General features: G+C 35.9%; 10 protein-coding genes. 2 read left to right on the plus strand and 8 right to left on the minus strand.

Annotated elements, in window-relative coordinates:
* Positions 1-2 precede the first annotated feature (2 nt).
* From Q0371_RS14045 to Q0371_RS14065, 5 genes are all read right to left on the minus strand, one after another.
* Positions 3-797, minus strand: coding sequence for an enoyl-CoA hydratase-related protein (locus tag Q0371_RS14045; RefSeq protein WP_298472109.1), 795 nt, complete (start codon positions 795-797; stop codon positions 3-5).
* A gap of 16 nt (positions 798-813) precedes the next feature.
* Complete coding sequence (locus tag Q0371_RS14050; protein WP_298472111.1) at positions 814-1,746, minus strand: hydroxymethylglutaryl-CoA lyase; 933 nt, start codon at positions 1,744-1,746, stop codon at positions 814-816.
* Between the two features lie 67 nt (positions 1,747-1,813).
* Positions 1,814-2,200 carry a 4-carboxymuconolactone decarboxylase gene (pcaC, locus tag Q0371_RS14055; protein WP_298472113.1) on the minus strand — a complete coding sequence of 129 codons (387 nt, stop codon included), beginning with the start codon at positions 2,198-2,200 and terminating at the stop codon, positions 1,814-1,816.
* A gap of 18 nt (positions 2,201-2,218) precedes the next feature.
* Positions 2,219-3,562 carry an MmgE/PrpD family protein gene (locus Q0371_RS14060; RefSeq protein WP_298472115.1) on the minus strand — a complete coding sequence of 448 codons (1,344 nt, stop codon included), beginning with the start codon at positions 3,560-3,562 and terminating at the stop codon, positions 2,219-2,221.
* Positions 3,563-3,652: 90 nt separating this feature from the next.
* Positions 3,653-4,684: a DctP family TRAP transporter solute-binding subunit gene (locus Q0371_RS14065; protein ID WP_169360697.1), complete on the minus strand. Its 1,032-nt coding sequence runs from the start codon at positions 4,682-4,684 to the stop codon at positions 3,653-3,655.
* 324 nt (positions 4,685-5,008) lie between these two features.
* Between Q0371_RS14065 and Q0371_RS14070 the strand changes: the two genes are divergently transcribed.
* Complete coding sequence (locus tag Q0371_RS14070; protein ID WP_169360698.1) at positions 5,009-5,506, plus strand: TRAP transporter small permease; 498 nt, start codon at positions 5,009-5,011, stop codon at positions 5,504-5,506.
* Positions 5,494-6,759: a TRAP transporter large permease gene (locus Q0371_RS14075; protein ID WP_298472118.1), complete on the plus strand. Its 1,266-nt coding sequence runs from the start codon at positions 5,494-5,496 to the stop codon at positions 6,757-6,759. The genes Q0371_RS14070 and Q0371_RS14075 overlap by 13 nt, the downstream gene beginning before the upstream one ends.
* A 562-nt stretch (positions 6,760-7,321) precedes the next feature.
* Here the strand turns inward: Q0371_RS14075 and Q0371_RS14080 are convergent.
* From Q0371_RS14080 to Q0371_RS14090, 3 genes are all read right to left on the minus strand, one after another.
* A complete protein-coding gene (locus Q0371_RS14080; protein WP_298472120.1) occupies positions 7,322-8,773 on the minus strand; it encodes a hypothetical protein in 1,452 nt (483 codons plus the stop codon).
* Positions 8,774-9,255: 482 nt separating this feature from the next.
* On the minus strand, positions 9,256-13,995 hold the full coding sequence (locus tag Q0371_RS14085) for a S8 family serine peptidase (RefSeq protein WP_366518596.1): 4,740 nt from the start codon (positions 13,993-13,995) through the stop codon (positions 9,256-9,258).
* Positions 13,996-15,272: 1,277 nt separating this feature from the next.
* A complete protein-coding gene (locus Q0371_RS14090) occupies positions 15,273-18,689 on the minus strand; it encodes a S8 family serine peptidase (protein ID WP_298472122.1) in 3,417 nt (1,138 codons plus the stop codon).
* Positions 18,690-18,763 lie beyond the last annotated feature (74 nt).

The raw sequence follows: 18,763 nt of genomic DNA on the forward strand, positions 1-18,763 counted from the left end.
CCTTATTTTCCTTGCCAATTTGGTTTTCGTTTTTCATTAAAGGATAGTACCCCTTCTAATCTATCTTCTGAATTGGCACATTTATAATATTGGTCTAGCTCTATCGTTAACGCTGTGTTGATATCCGTTTGAAGCCCATTATTAATTGCTTGTTTAATTGCTTTTAGTGATAGCGGTGCATTTCCTGCAATTTCTTTTGCTATTTCTAAAGTACTTGTCAGGAGCTCTTCCTTAGGAAATACGCCATTTGTAATCCCTGCCTCTAGCGCTTTTTGTGCATCTATCTTATTTCCTCTAAATAAAAACTCCTTTGCTAAGCCAACCGGAATAGCTCTTGGTAAAAGCTGCGTCCCACCTACACCAGGAATGATTCCTAATGTCACTTCCGGCAATCCCATCTTCACATGGTCTGCAGTATAACGAAGGTCACAGCTTAAGAGCATTTCCATTCCACCTCCAAGCGCAAACCCATTAACCGCTGCGATTACTGGATATGGAAAGTTTCGTAACAATCCGTATGCATCTTCAAAAATATCGTGCTGCTGCTTCCACTGCTTGTTCGTCATACCTTTTCTTTCTTTTAGATCTGCTCCCACGCAGAAGCTTTTTTCACCGCTTCCCGTTAGGATCAAAACGCGTAAATCCTCTTTTTCTCGTAATTCCTTCAAGCATTCAATTAGCTCGTTTGCCATTAATGTATTTAAGGAATTCATCGCTTCTGGTCTATTCAATTCAATGATATAAACATTTTCAGCACTGTACTCCTCGTTCACTATTATCGTCTTCCAATTTGTCATGAATGTATCCTCCAAATTATTTAGTTATAGTAGGAACTGGATATTTACGATTGTACGGTCCTGCACTTCTTATATAGCTTGGAGTCTCATGTTCTACTATTTTGGTGAGTGTCTTGGACGCCTCTAGTAAGTTATCTAAGGATAGACCAGTTTCAATCCCCATACTGTGGAGCATGTGTATGACGTCCTCCGTACAGACATTCCCTGTTGCACCCGGTGCAAATGGACAACCGCCTAGCCCGCCTAATGATGCGTCAAAACTGTCTACTCCTGCTTCCATAGCTGCAAGAATATTGGAAAGTCCCATTCCTCTTGTGTTATGAAAATGCAGGTTAAATTTCTGTCCAGGAAAATCACTACGTAAACCAATCAACAAATCATACACTTGTTTCGGATTTGCCATCCCAGTTGTGTCTGCTAATGAAATCTTGTTAACTTGTATAGCTATTACTTCAGCTAATACACTTTTGATTCTTTCAACTGGTACCTCACCCTCAAAAGGACATCCAAAGGTAGTTGCGATAGAAACGCCTAACAGAATATTTTTCTTTAAACAAAAGTCTTGAATTTCTTTTAATTCCTTTAGTGATTCTGCTGTTGTTTTATGCACATTCTGCAAGTTATGCGTATCACTTGCGGAGAAAACAAAATTTACTTCTTTCACATCGTTCAAGTGAGCATTTTCCGCTCCTTTTAAATTTGGAATTAAGGCGATCAGCGAAAGTTCTTTCTCGTGGTTCGTAACAAGCGAATACAATTCACCGCTGTTTGCCATTTGCGGTACTAACCTTGGATGGACGAATGATCCAAACTCAATAGTTGACACACCAGCTTTTATTAACTGATCAAAAAGTAGTTTTTTCTCTTCCACACTTACGATTTTCTTTTCTAGCTGTAAACCATCTCGTAGAACAACTTCATTTATCTGTACACTCTTGGGAAAGTTCATCTAAGACCTCCGTCATGTATTTTGTATCCAAAAATAATGTAAAAAAATTTGCACCGGTATTTGTTCTCTATTGTTGTTCTTTATCTATTTCATCTAACACTTCTTTTGCAGTTCTAAAGCTATCGATCGCTGCTGGCACTCCACAATATATAGCAGTTTGTAGTAACACCTCTTGAATTTCTTCTTTTGTTACACCGTTATTAATAGCTCCTCGTACATGAAGCTTTAACTCATGCGGTCGGTTTAAAGCAGTAATCATAGCGAGATTTATCATGCTTCTCGTTTTCTTCGGAAGGCCAGGTCTAGCCCAAACTTCTCCCCAACAGTATTCGGTTACTAATTCTTGCATCGGCATATTGAAATCTGTTGCATTATTAATAGAATGATCAACGTACTCTGCTCCAAGGACACTTCGTCTTATTTCTAATCCTTTTTCAAATCTCTCTTTGTTCATAGCCATTCTCCTAACGTTTTATATTTGTACACCATTTCCTTTGTTATTCAGAACAATAAGTTCGTTTATATCAGAATATTTATCTATGTCTAAGAGAAACTGAGCCATACTGTCTGTTGTGCCTTTTCCCATATGCTCTTCGACAAGGCTACCGAATTTGGTCAGAAGCTCATCTTCTTGCATGGGGTTATCAATGCTACCTTTTGCATGCAAAACTTTGTGCGTTACTGTAGTTCCATCTGTTAATAATGCAGCTAGCTCGACCTCATCTTCTTTAAGGTTTTCGTCTATCACTACACGAATTTTGTTTTGCACTTCTATAATCTTTTCATCTTTTACCTTTTCATCTGTATACTGTTTTTCACTTGCATCGCCATCTAGGAATGCTATTGCAGCTGTAAAATAAACACTGAACTTTCCTTCTAGCCCTGTCTGAGGAGTTTCCTTACCAGTTAACTCCAGTACATAAGGATTAACCGTTAGCTCAATTGACTCAAGCTGATCAGCTGAAGCTCGTTTATGTAAATAAACGCATGCATCAATTGTAGGGTGAAGAACAATCCCGCAGGCATATGGCTTAAAACTATTTTTTAATAGCTCCCATTCCTCTCCCCAGTTCACATTCACTTTTTCTAAGTCATGCTCCGGAGCTAACACATTAGCAAATCCACGCTTCGATTCTAAAATCATTTCAGAGCTCGTAAAACCTCTCTTTGCCAATAACGCTGCTAGCAAGCCATTTTGTGCAGCTTTTCCAGGATGGAATGGTTTAGTCATTGTTCCAAATACATCTCTTAGACCAAATGCTTGTGTTCCTGCTATACCTAAAGCCCAAACAAGCTTTTCAGAATCTAGCTTCAATAAAATACCTGCTGCGATTGCTGCTCCAAAAACTCCCGTAGAGCTTGTAATATGCCAGCCTAGCTGATAATGACTTGGATAAACTGCATTGGCGATTCTTAATTCTGCTTCGCAGCCTAATATAAAGGCGTGCAAAATTTCCTCTCCACTTAACCCTAAGTTCTCTCCTAACGCAAAAACAACTGGAGCTACTGGTCCACTAGGGTGGTGAATCGTATCTAAATGTGTATCATCATAATCAAAAATATGAGAAGACGTACCATTTATTAATGCTGCCATTAATAAATCCACTTTTTCTTCTCTTCCGAATACAGAAACCTGTTCTGCCGATTGCAATTCTTTTGTTACGTCCAACATCATTTCAATAGACGGATGCCTTGAAGCTCCAATGGCAACCCCCATCCAGTTTAGCAAGCTTCTTTTTCCATGAAGCTTCACATCCTCTGGTATTTGTTCAAAAGAAGTTGATAAGCAATGATCTACTAATGTTTTTGTTACCATCTTTTCTCGCCATCCTTTTTTACTCTATGTAAATTGAAAAAGTCGGTTATAACACCAACTTTTTCAATTCTAAATTAGTAATCTAGTAATCTATTTAGCAGCCTCACGTGCTGCTTCGATTACATCCGCTCCAATTTCTTCTTCATATTCTTTGTAAATCGGCTCCAAAACCTTACGGAATTCTTCCACTTGCTCTGGCGTTAATTCCACGATTTCAACATTTCCTCTTTCCTTAATCGTTTCCAATGCTTTGTCATTTAGACTCTTAGCTTCTGCACGTGCTACCTCTGTACCAGCAGCCAAACCATCCTCGACTATTTTTTTCGTTGCTTCATTCATGCTATCCCAGAATTTTGTATTAGTGAAAACAGCATAATCCACACGTGTATGATTCATTACTGTCATATACTTTTGTACTTCATCAAATTTTTTAGATTCAATATTACTAAATGTATTCTCTTGGCCATCTACTACTCCTTGGTCCAGGGCAGTATATAACTCTCCAAATGGAATCGATTCAGAACCTGCTCCTAAGGCATGGTAAATAGATTCAAGTACTTGCCCACCTTGTGTACGGAATTTCAATCCTTTTAAATCTTCCGGAGAACTGATTGGACGTTTACCATTAGTCAAATGCTTTCCTCCATTTGGCCACATGGATAATCCAATTACCCCATCATTTTTAAGGCTTGCTAAAACCTCTTTACCTTTTTCCCCATCCCAGAAAGCAATGGCTTCGTCATCATCATCAAACATAAAAGGAAGAGCCGGAACATTAAATTGTGGATTGTTCCCAACAAACTTTGTTAAATCAGGTGCTATAAATTGGATGTTATTAGCTACTAGATTTTGATATTCATCCTGATCGCCGAATAATGAACTATTTGGATAAATCTCAACTTCAATTTTTCCACCTGACTCTTTTTCAATGTATTCCTTCATTTTTAAGGCACCTTTATGCTTCGGGGTGTTTTCTGCTACAACATGTGCAAATTTAATTTTCATTTCTTGTACTCCGTCACTAGCTTCACCAGAGACCGGTATTTTTTCATCGTCACCTTGGCAGGCTACTAGAAAGATAACTGAAATTAAAACAAATAAAGATAATGCAAACTTTTTCATCCTTTTTCCCCCTATTGTTTTTTAGTAATTTTCTTACACCCTAAAATGAAAGGGCTTACAAAAAAGTGAAAGCATCTTGGACAAAGAAGTACTCTCAGGTGACCTTCTAACTACTTAACCTCTTAAACAAGTTGATCGAAATCTATTACTCTGTACTTTGGATACAACTCACTTACAAATTATCACACCGAAAACTGAAAGTAAAGAAAAATTATAATATTTAGTATTATTAGAATTTTATATTGTTTTTTCAAATATACTGTATTATGATGTACCTTGTAATCCTGTATCCGAAATACATAAACTAATAGGGGAGGAATCTGATTGAAAGTTTTAAACTTTATTGAAAGCGCTTTATCTGGTATTTTATTCCTTTTAGGAATTGGTATTAGTCTATACTCCGTCTTTATGCGATACGTCATGGGGGCTTCCCAAAGCTGGGCAACAGAGGTTTATACGATGCTCCTTGTATGGGCAATTTTCATAGGCTTTTCTACAGCCTTAAAAGAAGATAAACATATTGCCATCGAACTATTTTATGATAAGTTTGGTCCTACTATGAAAAAAGTCTCTCAAGCCATCATTTTTATCATAGGGATTGGTTTCAGCATATTCATCATATGGACAGGTTTTAATATGGTTCTTACTGCATACGATCAGCAGATTAAAACAATAGATCTTGGGTTCCCTATTTGGATCAACTATTTAATCATGCCGATTGCTGGGGTTTTATTACTTATCCGCTTCTGTGAAAAAGCATATAGATTCTTTGTGAAGCATGAGGAAATTACTCATGGAGGTGATTTAGAATGGAAGCAATAATCGTCATTGGATTATTATTTGTTTTAGCCTTCTTGAGAGTCCCTATTGCTATAAGCTTAGTAGTCTCCAGTATTTTTGGACTCTATTTAGTAGACTTCTCGCTGGATACGGTCATTCAAAAAATGTTTACAGGGGTAAATAGTACAACGCTGATGGCTATACCAGGTTTCGTTTTTGCTGGATTGGTCATGGCAAAGGGGGGTATCTCCAAATATTTAATAGAATGTATCAAATCCTGGGTTGGACATACAAAAGGCGGGTTATCTGTTGTAACGGTGCTAACTTGTATGATTTTTGCAGCTATTTCTGGATCAAGCCCGGCTACTGCTGCGGCAATCGGAGCAATAATGATTCCTATGATGGTGAAAGCGGGATACGATAAAACATATTCCATGGGATTAGTAGCTGCTGCGGGTACATTAGGAATCTTAATTCCTCCTTCCATCCCACTTATTCTATATGGTTCAGTATCAGAACAATCCACTGGAAAGCTATTCTCTGCAGGGATCTTACCCGGTATATTACTTGGTCTATCCTTAATGGTTTATGCGGTAATTGTTGCACATCGGAAGGGCTATGGCGGGTTAGAGAAAGTCCCTCTTAAAGATAGATGGAGACCAACGTTAAAAGCAGTATGGGGTCTAATAATGCCTGTTGTTATATTAGGCGGAATCTATAGCGGGGTTGTTACACCAACAGAAGCATCCTTCCTAGCATCCCTATACGCGATTATCATCTCTATTTTCGTATACAGGGAATTGAATTGGGCTAAATTTAAACACATACTAAATGAGTCCATTACCACTACCTCTATGATATTTTTAATCATCGCTGCAGCACTCATACTAGGAATGTTCTTAACAACCGAACAAATTCCTCAAGGGTTCGCATCATGGGTAAGCGAAAGCGGCTTTAATAAATGGACATTCTTAATAATTGTAAGCGTTTTATTCTTCATCCTAGGGATGTTCTTAGAACCAACTGCGATTATTTTAATCACTCTGCCTATCCTTCTACCAATCATTACAACGCTGGATATCAACGTTATCCACTTTGCAATAATCATGGTAGTAAACATGGAACTCGGTATGATCACACCACCTGTAGGACTAAATCTCTTCGTCGTCAGTGCAATATCCAAGGAAAAAGTCGACAGGGTAATAAAAGGGGTCGTCCCGTTCTTCGCCATCTTTGCGATAGTACTCGTGCTGATTATTATTTTCCCAGAAATTTCATTGTTTCTTACAAGGTGATTTATGGAAAGAGACCAAGAGCGATATGTTCTTGGTCTCTTTTAAATATTGGTAGAATCTCTAAAGATAAATTGTGTGTGAATTGTGTGTGACACAGGGATAGACACAAACGCGCGCAGTGTTATTGTCTCTTTTCAACAAACAACAAAATTAGTGTTGCCAATGGACCTAATATAAGAGAAAGAAAAAACCAATTTAACCCCGTTCTATTCTTCCCTTGTGCAAGGCCAGCATTTATCAACGCCAATAGTACCCCAGCCTACGAAGTATTGATTATCCATCACTTAACCCCCCTATTAATAACTCTTTTATAGTTGAGTATATCATGGGAGTAAGAAGTATCTTACTCCCTTTTTATTTGTGCTGCGATAACCAATTCGCTTTACCGGTCCTAAATTTAGGTGAACGATCATAAATCTCTCGCGCCTCGTCATAAATCCCTGCGAACGAGGATAAAGCTCCCCCAGCTCTCTCTCTAGGTTTACCTCTAAAAAAGAAGCAGCCAGGGTTCCCCTTGACTACTTCTTTTGATAAATTGTGTCTGACACAGGGACAGATACAATTACTCCAACCCATTAACAATATTATCCCTAATCACTAAACTACTTTCATTTTCACCAGTTATTTTTAGCGCATTATTACTACCTGTAGTAATAATGTTAGAGCTAAAGATTGTATTTGTTAAGGAGGGTACGTTAATATCTATCACATAATCTGTTGCCTTAGTTGTATTGAAGATATTATTGCTCATACTTAGATTGGATACGTTAAATTCTTCCTTCACTCCGTCTTTTCTCTTTATATTAATGAGATTCTCGGATAAATTATAAGCAGAATTATTGTTAAACATAAAGTACCTGAAGGAGGAGTTAAATCCAGTTTTTCCTCCTTTTACTTCAAGGACCCTCCCGCCCGAATCTTTATTTATTTTTCCCGAAAAAGTGTTTCCAGTTATATTAATACCTTCCCCGCCTGTAAAAATAGAGATAAACACTTCTGTGATAATCTTAAAGGTATTTCCGTTTACGATTAAATCATTACTATTTTCTAAGACAACCGCCTTCGATGATCCTGAAAATTCATTTCCTACTAATTCAACCATACCTATATAAGGTACATCGTCTGTTCCTATCTTCGAAGGATCAAAGGTTTCTGCATAAAAGTTCAATAAACCTTCTTTAGCATGAAAGTGATCCTCAATCGTATTTCCTACAATCTGAGCTTGGGAAAATTGCGAGTTTACCTCGCTTGCAATAACTTTAACCGCATTAAGTGTATTGTCATTTTCCGAGTGTCCTACCTCAATATCATTACTATTTAGTTGCGTGTTATGTACATCACCATTTTCAAATAAAATGGCAATCTTCGCGTAGGAAATATGATTATTGGTGATGATGCTCTGATGTGTGTTTGTGTTATTATAGTGAATCGCGTAATCAGCCATATCCCATATTTGATTTTCTGTAAAAATAACATTCCTATTTTTATTGATAAGCTCTATCCCTTTTTTTAAGCTATAAAAGTGGGAATTTGATATATTTACTCCAAAGGAGCCATCTAAAACTAACGCTGTTCCTTGGTGATTGTTAGAGTATACGTGAAGTCCTTCAATTACTGCTGAAAATTCATCTTCTAATCCCACATTGGATGGTGGTTCAGCTCCATCCTCTAATTTATTCCCTGTCAAATGAAAGGCAGGAATATCTCCTCTAACAAGAATCTTGGCATTGTTCCCTTGTATTCCTTTGATCGTGCTTAAATCGAGAAAAATCGTTTTGCTAATCAAATAAGTTTTGCCAGATTCTAAGCTTATAATCCCTCTTTCCTTAGAGGCCTTCCGAAAAGCGAGAGTATCATCTGTTTTTCCATCTCCGATAGCTCCAAACTTATGTATTTCTATGTAATCCGATTGATCTAATGATTTCGTAGTAGCTAGACTATAACCTATGATGAGCCCAACAATCATCATTAATATTAGTGTAAAAATAAGTTCTTTCCATTTAAAATTCTTCATAATTCAACTCCGACTTAAATAATTTAAATTTTCTAATTTGTTACAAATAATAACAACAAAAGTAATAGATTCTTCCTCTCGACTTGTTACATTGTATCAAACCCTAACTCTTATAGATAGAATAGAAAAAAGGAACTAATGATTACTTTTCATTTCTCTAGCAATAGCAACATCAATAAAAAGTAATCTAACTTGCATGATAACTACTCCAATTGCTAAAACTACCAATTTAATTATTTAAACAAAACATGACCAACTTAATCCTTTAGAATAGCATTCACTAACTGCAACAAAAGTAACCTACCTTTGACTATCTTTCTGAAATATAGATGTAGTTTTTTAGTAAGGCATCAACTTCTTGTTTAAATGAATTGTTTGTAAATTGTTTGTGACACAGGGACAGACACAACTCTCCCTATAAAAAAAGAAGCAGCAAGACGTTTCTACGTCTGCTACTTCTTTTTGATTTTTTAATTTTTCCTTTAGTTAGATGTATTTAAATCCGTATCCACTGATTTAATACCCATTTTTCCTTGATCAGATACAACCACAACTACTGTTATTTCTTTATCCCCATATTTAACAGTGATAGTAGTTTCTCCGTAGTTTTTCGCCTTTACTAAGCCATTGATTACGGAAACTATTTCATCGTCTTCAGCTTTATACTTAGCAGCTCTCGTAACATCTTTTTCTGTTTTGCCCTCACCTGTTGTAGTAACTTCTGTTATTGTAAGTTGTGTTTCTGTTCCAGGCTTTAAATCTAGTTTTAACATATCGGCTTTTAATGTTACTTCTGGCTCTGCAACAGATACATTAACTGTTAGCTCATTTTTACCATACTTAATAGTTATGATTGTTGATCCTATAGCCTTTGTTTTTACTAAGCCTCTATTTACAGTAGCTACTTTGCTATCTTTCACTTTATAAGTTGAGGCAAATGTAACATCTCGTTCAGAAGTTTTCCCATCTGCTGATGTTGTTATTTCTTTAACGGTTAGCTGTATTGCTTTTCCTGGTTCCAAATTAATTGGATTTTTGTCTACACTTAATGACACTCTTGGTTCTGTAACTGTTACATCAACTTTTAATGAATTTTTACCATATTTAACGGTAATTGTTGCATTTCCAGCACCTTTTGCTTTTACTATCCCATTACTTACAGAAACAACTTTCGTATTGGAAACTACATAACTTGACTTAGAAGTAACATCTTTTTCCGTTACCTTTCCATCTGCTGAAGTAGCTACTTCCATCACTTTAAGTTGTGACTGTTTTCCAGGTTCAAGATTAATTTCTTTTTTGTCTATGCTTAGTGTTAGTGTTGGTTCTGATACTGTCACCTTTACTGTCAATTCATTATTTCCAAATTTGACTGTAATTGTTGTATTACCTGCAGCTTTTCCTTTTACTACACCATTACTAACGGTTGCTACCTTATTATTTGCCACTTTATAAGTTGCTAACATTGTTACATCTTGCTCTTTTATTTTTCCATCCAAAGATGTGGTTACTTGATTGATTTTTAACCGAGTATCTTTTCCTGGTTCTAAATTAACCTCGGTCATATTCGCAGAAAGTGTTACAGTTGGATCTTTAACAGTTACTTGTACAGTTAGTTCATTTTTACCGTATTGAACTTTTACTGTTGTGTTACCTGCTTTTTGGGCTGTTATTAGACCATTTTTTACTGTTGCAACTTTACTATCCGCTACTTTGTATGTTGCAGATTTTGTTACATCTTTTTCTGTTGTTTTACCATCAGCTGTTGTTGTTACCTCTTTAATAGTCAACTGTTCAGCTTTTTTTGGCTCCAATTCAACCTGGGTTTTGTTGGAAACAAGCTTAACCCCAGGGACAATTGCTGGGTCTTTTACAGTGACATTTGCAATCACAGTATTTTCTCCATGAGTGATAGTGATTTTAGTAATACCTTTACTTACTGCAGTTACTAATCCTTTAGAAACCTTTACTACACTCTCATCCGCTACAGTATAAGTAGCTTCTGCAGTTACATCCTTGTCAGTCGCTGTTCCTTCTGCTGGAGTAGAAGTTTCCGTAACTGTAACTTGGGTTGTTTTTCCAGTTTCTAAGTCTAATGCAGATGGATTTACAGCTAGTGTTACTAATGGATCTGTATTTTTATTTTCATAAATTAACTCTTCTCCTACATTGCCTGCTGCGTCTTTGACAACTACTTTGATAGAGTTAGTTCCTGCAGTAACTGGGAATGTAAATGCCCCGTCCTGTGCTAAATTGAATTTTACAGGCTCCATTGTCTTACCATTAATAGTTGCAACATAGGAAGCATTTAGTTTTGTATTCAAATCATATTCTAACCCGTATAAATATAACTCTTCGTTATACGTAATATATTTGTCCGTTACTTTCCCGGTTGCCACTCCGTCCTTCACAGAGCCTGCAATTGCTGGTTTGGTGGTCTTAACAACGATAGGACCTACATAATCACCAATGATTGCTCCTGTTGTTGTTTGACCAGTAAAGTCAATTGTGTACAGACCGTCTGGAATAGTTGTTGCAGGTGCAGTACCCCAAGGTTTGTACTCACCAGTAATCGGTAGCGTCCATTTACCTGCTGCAAGTGAATCACCTGCATGTAAATAACCGATGTAACCGTCTCCATACTCCCCGCCTTCAGGATTCATAATATCCCAAAGTTCGATATAGTTTGTTGCCACAGGACCAGTTAATGTGAATGAAAGGTTAGCTGTGTCCTTCACACCATCTCCATTAAAGGAAAGGTCTGTTTCTGTAATAGACATATCTTTAATTTCTGTAGCAGGTGCTGTAACAGTAGAAAAGTCTGCAGCAAATGGTAATGAAACCTCTGAACCTCCACCGTTAATACGGATATAACCTAGAATTTCAGATCCCTTTGGTGCTGTTGCTACTTTAGAAGCAGTCAACGTGACATTTAACAACTGCTCACCTGCTAATGTAAATGTCGGTTTATCAACCGTCACTTTAGCATCCTCAAATGTCTTTGTAACATCTACAGCTACATTATAGTTTCCACCTGTATTCTTTAAATCTTTTACTAGAATTTGTTTTGTAACAGAAAGGTTTTTGTCCTTCAAAGATTGTGGACCAAATGTGACCGTCCCTTTCAAGTTTTCAACAACTGCCCCAGTTCCATCTAATACAGCTGTGTCAATTGCATACGCAAGTACATTTGGATGAGCAGCTGCATACGCATCTACACGGCCAGCGCCTTGCGAAAACACATCAAATTTGGTCTTGTCTAGAATTTTAGCTGTATTGGAAAGCGCAACCTTTACATCGAAAGCATTCCATGTTGGATTTGCTTGTTTAACAAGAGCCGCAATCCCTGCGATATGAGGAGTTGCCATAGACGTTCCTGTTTTACGATCATAAGCTTCACCATACACAGCTTCCGGGAAATCTGCTTTGTACATAGGTATTGTAGACATAATGTTTGTACCCGGTGCACTCACATCAGGTTTAATATCAAAGTTAGGAGTAGATGGCCCACGTGAGCTTGAGCTGTTCACATCATCCCCAGTAGTTTGTGTAGAACCAAAGTTCCCGAATGAAACCTTCCCTGATCCGTTTACTAATGCTGCACGAATTGCGTCCCCGTCTGTTTGAGACATATCAAACGTTGGGATAAAGTCAAAAGAGTCTCCTAAGAATGTTCCAGAGGCATTTGGTGCACCGGTACCTCCCGCAAAGTTATGAATAATTGCTCCCATAGCTCCATTTTCCTTTGCATTTGCAATTTTATCGACAAATGCAATTCCGCCACGAGATACTAGAACAATCTTTCCTTGAACATTCAGTCCATTGTAATCTTTTACTTCTCCATTTCCAGGAACAGCAACTAAATCAAATTCACCTTGAAGCTGAGTGGAAACGTCTGTACCAAAAGTTGTCCCCATTAGTTGCAGTTGCTTTGTTAAATTATACTCACCAACCGTAACTTTCACTTGTCCATTATGCATTTTTTCCGGATTAGTCGTGTTACCAACAGCAATTCCTAATCTTGCAGTAGCAGGAGTTCCCATTGTCCCACGGTTAGGACCTGAGTTTCCTGTAGCAATTACAGAAATAGTCCCTGCCATCATCGCATTATTAATTGCAAAAGAACCACTATCTGTTTCAGTGTTAGCTCCCCCACCAAGAGAAAGGTTAATAACATCCATTTTTTCTACTACCGCAGTATCAATAGCTTTAATGATACCTGAAGTAGATCCACTACCGTAGGCACCTAATACGCGGTAAGCATATAAATCTACTTTTGGAGCAATTCCCTTGATTCCGAACTCATTAGCCCCGATCGCTGCGATTGTACCAGCAACATGTGTACCATGAGATGTATAGAATGAGCTTCCATTCGCATTAAATTCAGGAGTTCCAGCAGGACGTTCGGAAGGTAAAGTTTCCGATGCATCATCGTCTGCACGAGGTCTTGTATACGTAGATGAATTAGGTATGAAATTCTTTCCGCCCTTGTAGATGTTAGCAAACTCTGGATGGTCTGCATCGATACCTGTATCTAGTACTGCAACCTTAATGCCTTGTCCTTCTATTCCTTCATTCCAAAGCCTTTCAATGCCTAGGAATGAAATGCTTGTATTCATTAGGGCATCTACTTTGTCTTCTTTTTTAATAACAGATGATTTATCTGTTTTCATTTTTTGAGGTGCTTCCGATGCATAGACGATTGCATCTGGCTCTACTAGCGTTACACCCTTAACTTCTAATAGTTTTGGTAGGTCTTCAGCTTTAACAACCGCCGCAAAACCATTTAAAACAGTGTCAAATGTATATCCTTGTTTCATTGATATCTTTTTTAGGTTAATTTCTTTTTTTACAGCTAATTGTTGAGCTCTTACATTATTTCTAATGTTACTTTCTTGAGCAGTCGTGAATGAACTTCCCTTTAACTCACTAATTCCCTTTTCTAAAGCAACTGGTTTTTCGGATAAATGTATAATAACAGCAACTTCCTGTTTACCCGATAAATTCTGTAAATCTTTGTGAAGCTTTGGACCACCAAGCGACAGACCTACTTGTTCTGCTATTGCCGCCTTTAGCTCCATTGTACTTTCATTTGGAATGTCTGGCTTGAATTGTTTTTTATCTCCATTTGCTGATGCAGTCATTATTGGACTGAACATCGTAAAGACCATAGCTATTACCAAAAACACTTTAAAAAACTTATTAACCAGTTTTTTATCCACTTAGTTTCCCCCTATTAGAACAATTGATATTACTTTTAAGCGTTCTTTAAGCTAATGTCTTTTTATGAGGTTCGCACCCTTCCTATTAAAATAAGTATCGAATGTAAAAATTCATACCTACCATTCTATGTGCTAGACTCTATTTATATGATTAGAATATTAAAAATTAGTTATCTTTAATTCGAAAAATTATATATATTTTGCACTTCGTGACCTGGGGATAGGGAAATAACTATTCTTCTTGATTTATTGATTGACAATCAGGACAGTGTTAACGAAGACAATTTAATTTTCATCTACAGATTTTTACAGATCATTGATTATATGAACTATTAGATTGCAGCATCTTCAAGCTAATTTTATTGAAGTTTTCCTCTATCTGTTACACCTTATTTAATTGGTGCAAACTTACTTTCCCAGTTTATTAAGTTGAGTTGATAGCACTACTGCTTCCTCACCTCCTATCAGCTCTGTCCCCAAACCTCGAGCAATATCTTTTTGAGTTTTTTATTCTTCTACTGTTTAAAAATTACTTGTTGCATCACTTAAATTGCTAGAACGTCGTTATTTCCGTAATATACTTTTAGTTTTACCTAATGCCGGTTTGGGCCAGCACTGCACAGGAGACTTTCATCGTATACATGATTGTCAATAGTAAACCTTTATTCCTAATACCCCTCTTAAAATATACAAATATTTCAAGAATAAATAAATTATATTATTCCGACAATTTACGACATTTGAATTCTTTTACTTGTATAATCTTCTTTTTTCGTTTAATTTCGACAGCATCTTATAGCGTATTGTGTCGAATAAAGAAGGAAAGATTTTTATTAAACTATTGGTTTCTAGTGCTTGAAATATAATTTTGAATGTGTGGATTGTTTCCCCTCTCCATCATATTCCAAATAATAATTAAGTACACAACTGGGTGGATTTGAGAGGCTTGATAAAATGAAGGATTTATCCCGGGTTTAATGAAGGTACCACAGACAATTAAATAGATATACTTGTAGGTAAAGTATCGAATTTGAAGGATAATTAAATCCCCCAAAGAAATAATTTCTTTGGGGGATTTCATGTTAATTCTTTCAGTATATAACTTTAACAGTAATTCAATCAGCTAATTTAGTTCAGTGTACTTACAAGCGAGAGATATTATTGGTTACCTATCTTATTTTTATAATATCGTAATTATAATCACAAATTAGAAAATCCAAAAATAGACACGTTTAAAGCGATTTTGTTTTCTTCAAATCTTATACCTTAGCAGGAATTTACTTTTTCACTGTATAATTGTAGCTTCTTTTATTTCCTACAATATCTTCAACAGTAACATTTATTCTAGTCCTTGCAGCTAAGTACTCATCTAATATAACTTTAAAGGAGTTAGTGTGATCAGTCACCGTATTAAAACTCATGGAACCTATTTTAACTACTACATAACCTTCTTCACTTAATGTTCCATTTATCTCTTGGTTGTCAGTGTATATATCCTCCATTTTCAAAGTAGGTGCTGTTCTATCTTTTATTACTGTTATTATCTTATGTTTACTAATGTTTCCACTAGAATCTACTGCTACAATCGCTAGTTTAGTATTGATAGGCTGCTCATCTATCTCAATTTTAAAATTACCATTATCATCTGAAACTCCAGAGGCTATGGGAATCCCAAACGGTTTATTGGCGTTCACATTGTAAATAGAAACGGTGCTACTTTCGTTAATAATGCCCGAAATTGCAGAAGATGTTTGGTAATAAAAATTATCTACTTTTTTAATTAATGGTATCGTTCTATCTTGCACTACTACTTCCTCAACAATTTGATTAGCACCCAAATCTTTTATTAATAGACTTATTTTTGTTCCAGCCAATTGTTTAGCAATGCTAATTTTGAAGTTTCCATTAATATCGGTTGCTATTGGTTTTTTAGTTAGTAATCTTTCACCAATCATTAATTCGACTGTTGCCTCTTTACTAACTTTCCCACTGACTGAAGTTAAATTATCAGCCGCATCACTTTCCAAAAGTACAGGGAAGGTATTATCGTGTTCAACAGAAATATTTAAAACGTCACTATCTAATCCTTTTGGCTTGGCATAGTCTGTTGCTTGTAGTTCAATATCAGTTCCTATATTTAGAAGTTGCTTTAGTTTTATTGTGAAATTCCCATCATTGTCCGTTATAGTTGTGCCGATAATTTTCCCTTTAACCTTAGCTACTACCTTGGATTTTTCACTTACTTTTCCTTGAATTAACTTACTTGTATTATATATTTTAGGTAGATTATCATCTAAAAATACTGGTTTTGTACCATCTGAAACCGTAACAACTTTTTCTAGTTTGTTTCCAATAGAATCCCTAAATATAAAATTAACTTTTGTATTTGATTTTTGCATTGGTATATTAATTTTGAAGATACCGTTTTTCTCAGTTTCTGTTATATCCACAATAGTTTCATTGCCTATTTTTACTTCTACTGTACCTTTTTCATTTAACTTACCAACAATTTCATTCTCACTAGCGTCATTCAATGATAATGTTTTAGGTTCCACTAACAATGGCGGCTTTTTATCTTGCAATACTGTAGTAACAGTCTCTTTACTGTAGTTCGCATCGTCATCTACTGCTGTTACTTTTATTTTTGTTCCTTTGGTCAAAGGTTTTTCTAATTCGTAAGAAAAACGATTATTTTGAGTTGTTAAAACTGGTTCTTTATTTATCAGTGTCCAGTTTTTATTATCGTTTGAAGTAAAAAATTCAATCCTTGCTTTTTCACTCACTTCCCCTTCAATATACAGAGAAGTATCATAAATCGTATCCACTTTTTTTATAGTTGGAGCTAGACCATCCTTCACTACAAAATCCAATACCAAAGTATTGGAAGGAGTAGCATGGTCTGAAATTTCAATTGAACCTTTTGAGCCTACTAATTGTTTACCAACCGTAATTTTAAACTTACCGTTGGCATCGGTTTTGCCTTTAAACTGCTTGGTAGATGTTATTACATTAATAGTTGATTCCTCAGATACAATCCCTTCGATAGTCGAGCTAGTATTAGTTACCGTTAATGCCTCTTTCAATTCAGGCCTAATATTATCATGACTTACAACGACAATTGTGTCAGATCCTTTTTTAGCTACCGTAGAAAAAATGGATAGTCTACTATTTGTTTTTTGCCTCTCTTTAAGTTTTACTTTAAATTCACCATTCTTATCAGCACTACCACTACCAATTAATTTGTTATTTGAATCTTTCACCGTGATTTTTGCCTTAGCTTCTGTAGTCCCTTTTATATATAACGAACTATCAAAAACTTCTTCTACTTTCAAATTTATAGGATTAATATTTTCAATTAATTTTTCAGCATCAATCATTTTTCCTGAGGATGTCTTTGCACTCCCAGGAACCGTTCTTCCCGTTTGCTTTATCAGCTCAATAAATTGTTCAGGACTAAGGTCGTCTGAAATACCCATAGCTAAAGAACTTACACCTGTTACGTGAGGTGCGGCCATAGAAGTTCCGCTCATATATGCATAATATCCTGGTATAGTACTTAAAATATTTTCTCCTGGTGCAGCTATATCAACATTTTTTGTGCCATAGTTTGAAAAACTAGCCAAATTGCCTTGATTGTTAAGTGCTGCAACACTAATTATATTGGAGCTTTTATAATCTGATGGATAGTGTGGAATATAATCGTTATTAACTCCATCATTACCAGCTGCTGCAACAAATAACATATTAGATTCCTTAATAGCTGATTCTAAGAAGGAATCATAATTATTACTGCCCCAACTATTATTAGAAATCTTAACGCCCTTATTTTTAGCATACTCAATTGCTCTGATTGCATCAGAGGAATACCCCCCATATGGGCCAAGGAATTTTAAAGGCATTATTTTAACATTAGGGGCAATTCCTGCTATTCCTAAATTATTATTCGTCGATGCTGCAATTGTGCCAGCAACATGTGTCCCATGATCATCGTCATCGTAGGAGTCAAAAACACTTCCATCATTAAAATAAAAATCAAAACCATTAATATCATCTATGTAACCATTTTTATCATCATCTACTCCGGGCAAACCATTTGCTTCTAATTCATTTACCCAAATATTTTCTCTTAAATCTGGATGATCTATTTGTATACCAGTATCTATGACGGCCACTACTACTTCTTTTAATTCTCTGTTCTCAGTTAGCTTCCACGCTTCTGGGATATTTATATCCATATCCTTTTTTCCCATAGAATTTAGAATTTTTTGACCAGAATTGTTCAATCCCCAAAGATATTCAGTAAAAGGGTCATTAGAAATTTCTGTAGGATAATAAATATAATTAGGTTGGACTTCTAATATTCCCTCTACCGATTCTAAGGTACTAACTAGATTTTTAGTTTTATTGTATTGAGGTATTTCTATTACAGCCACATTATCGGTAATCATCTCTTTTATTTTTATACCTTTTTGTTTTAGGCTTGCTTCAGATAACCCTTCATTAGAAAACTTTACTAATAATTCCCCTTCTACATAAGCAGGTTGTTCTTTTTGCAACGGCTTATATGCTTGAAATTCCGTACTCTCTGCACTAAAAACCGTTGGAGTTGTAATTAGTAAAACTACTATTACAATTAAAGACAATTTCATTTTTGTAACTTTTTTAAGCAATTTCTTTTCACCTTCTTCTCTCATGACTAAAGATTCATCTCCTATTTAATAAAGTCGACATATTATTACATTTAAATCCCAACATATGTCTAACTATA

The sequence above is a fragment of the uncultured Psychrobacillus sp. genome, from assembly GCF_938022135.1.
Lineage (GTDB): Bacteria > Bacillota > Bacilli > Bacillales_A > Planococcaceae > Psychrobacillus.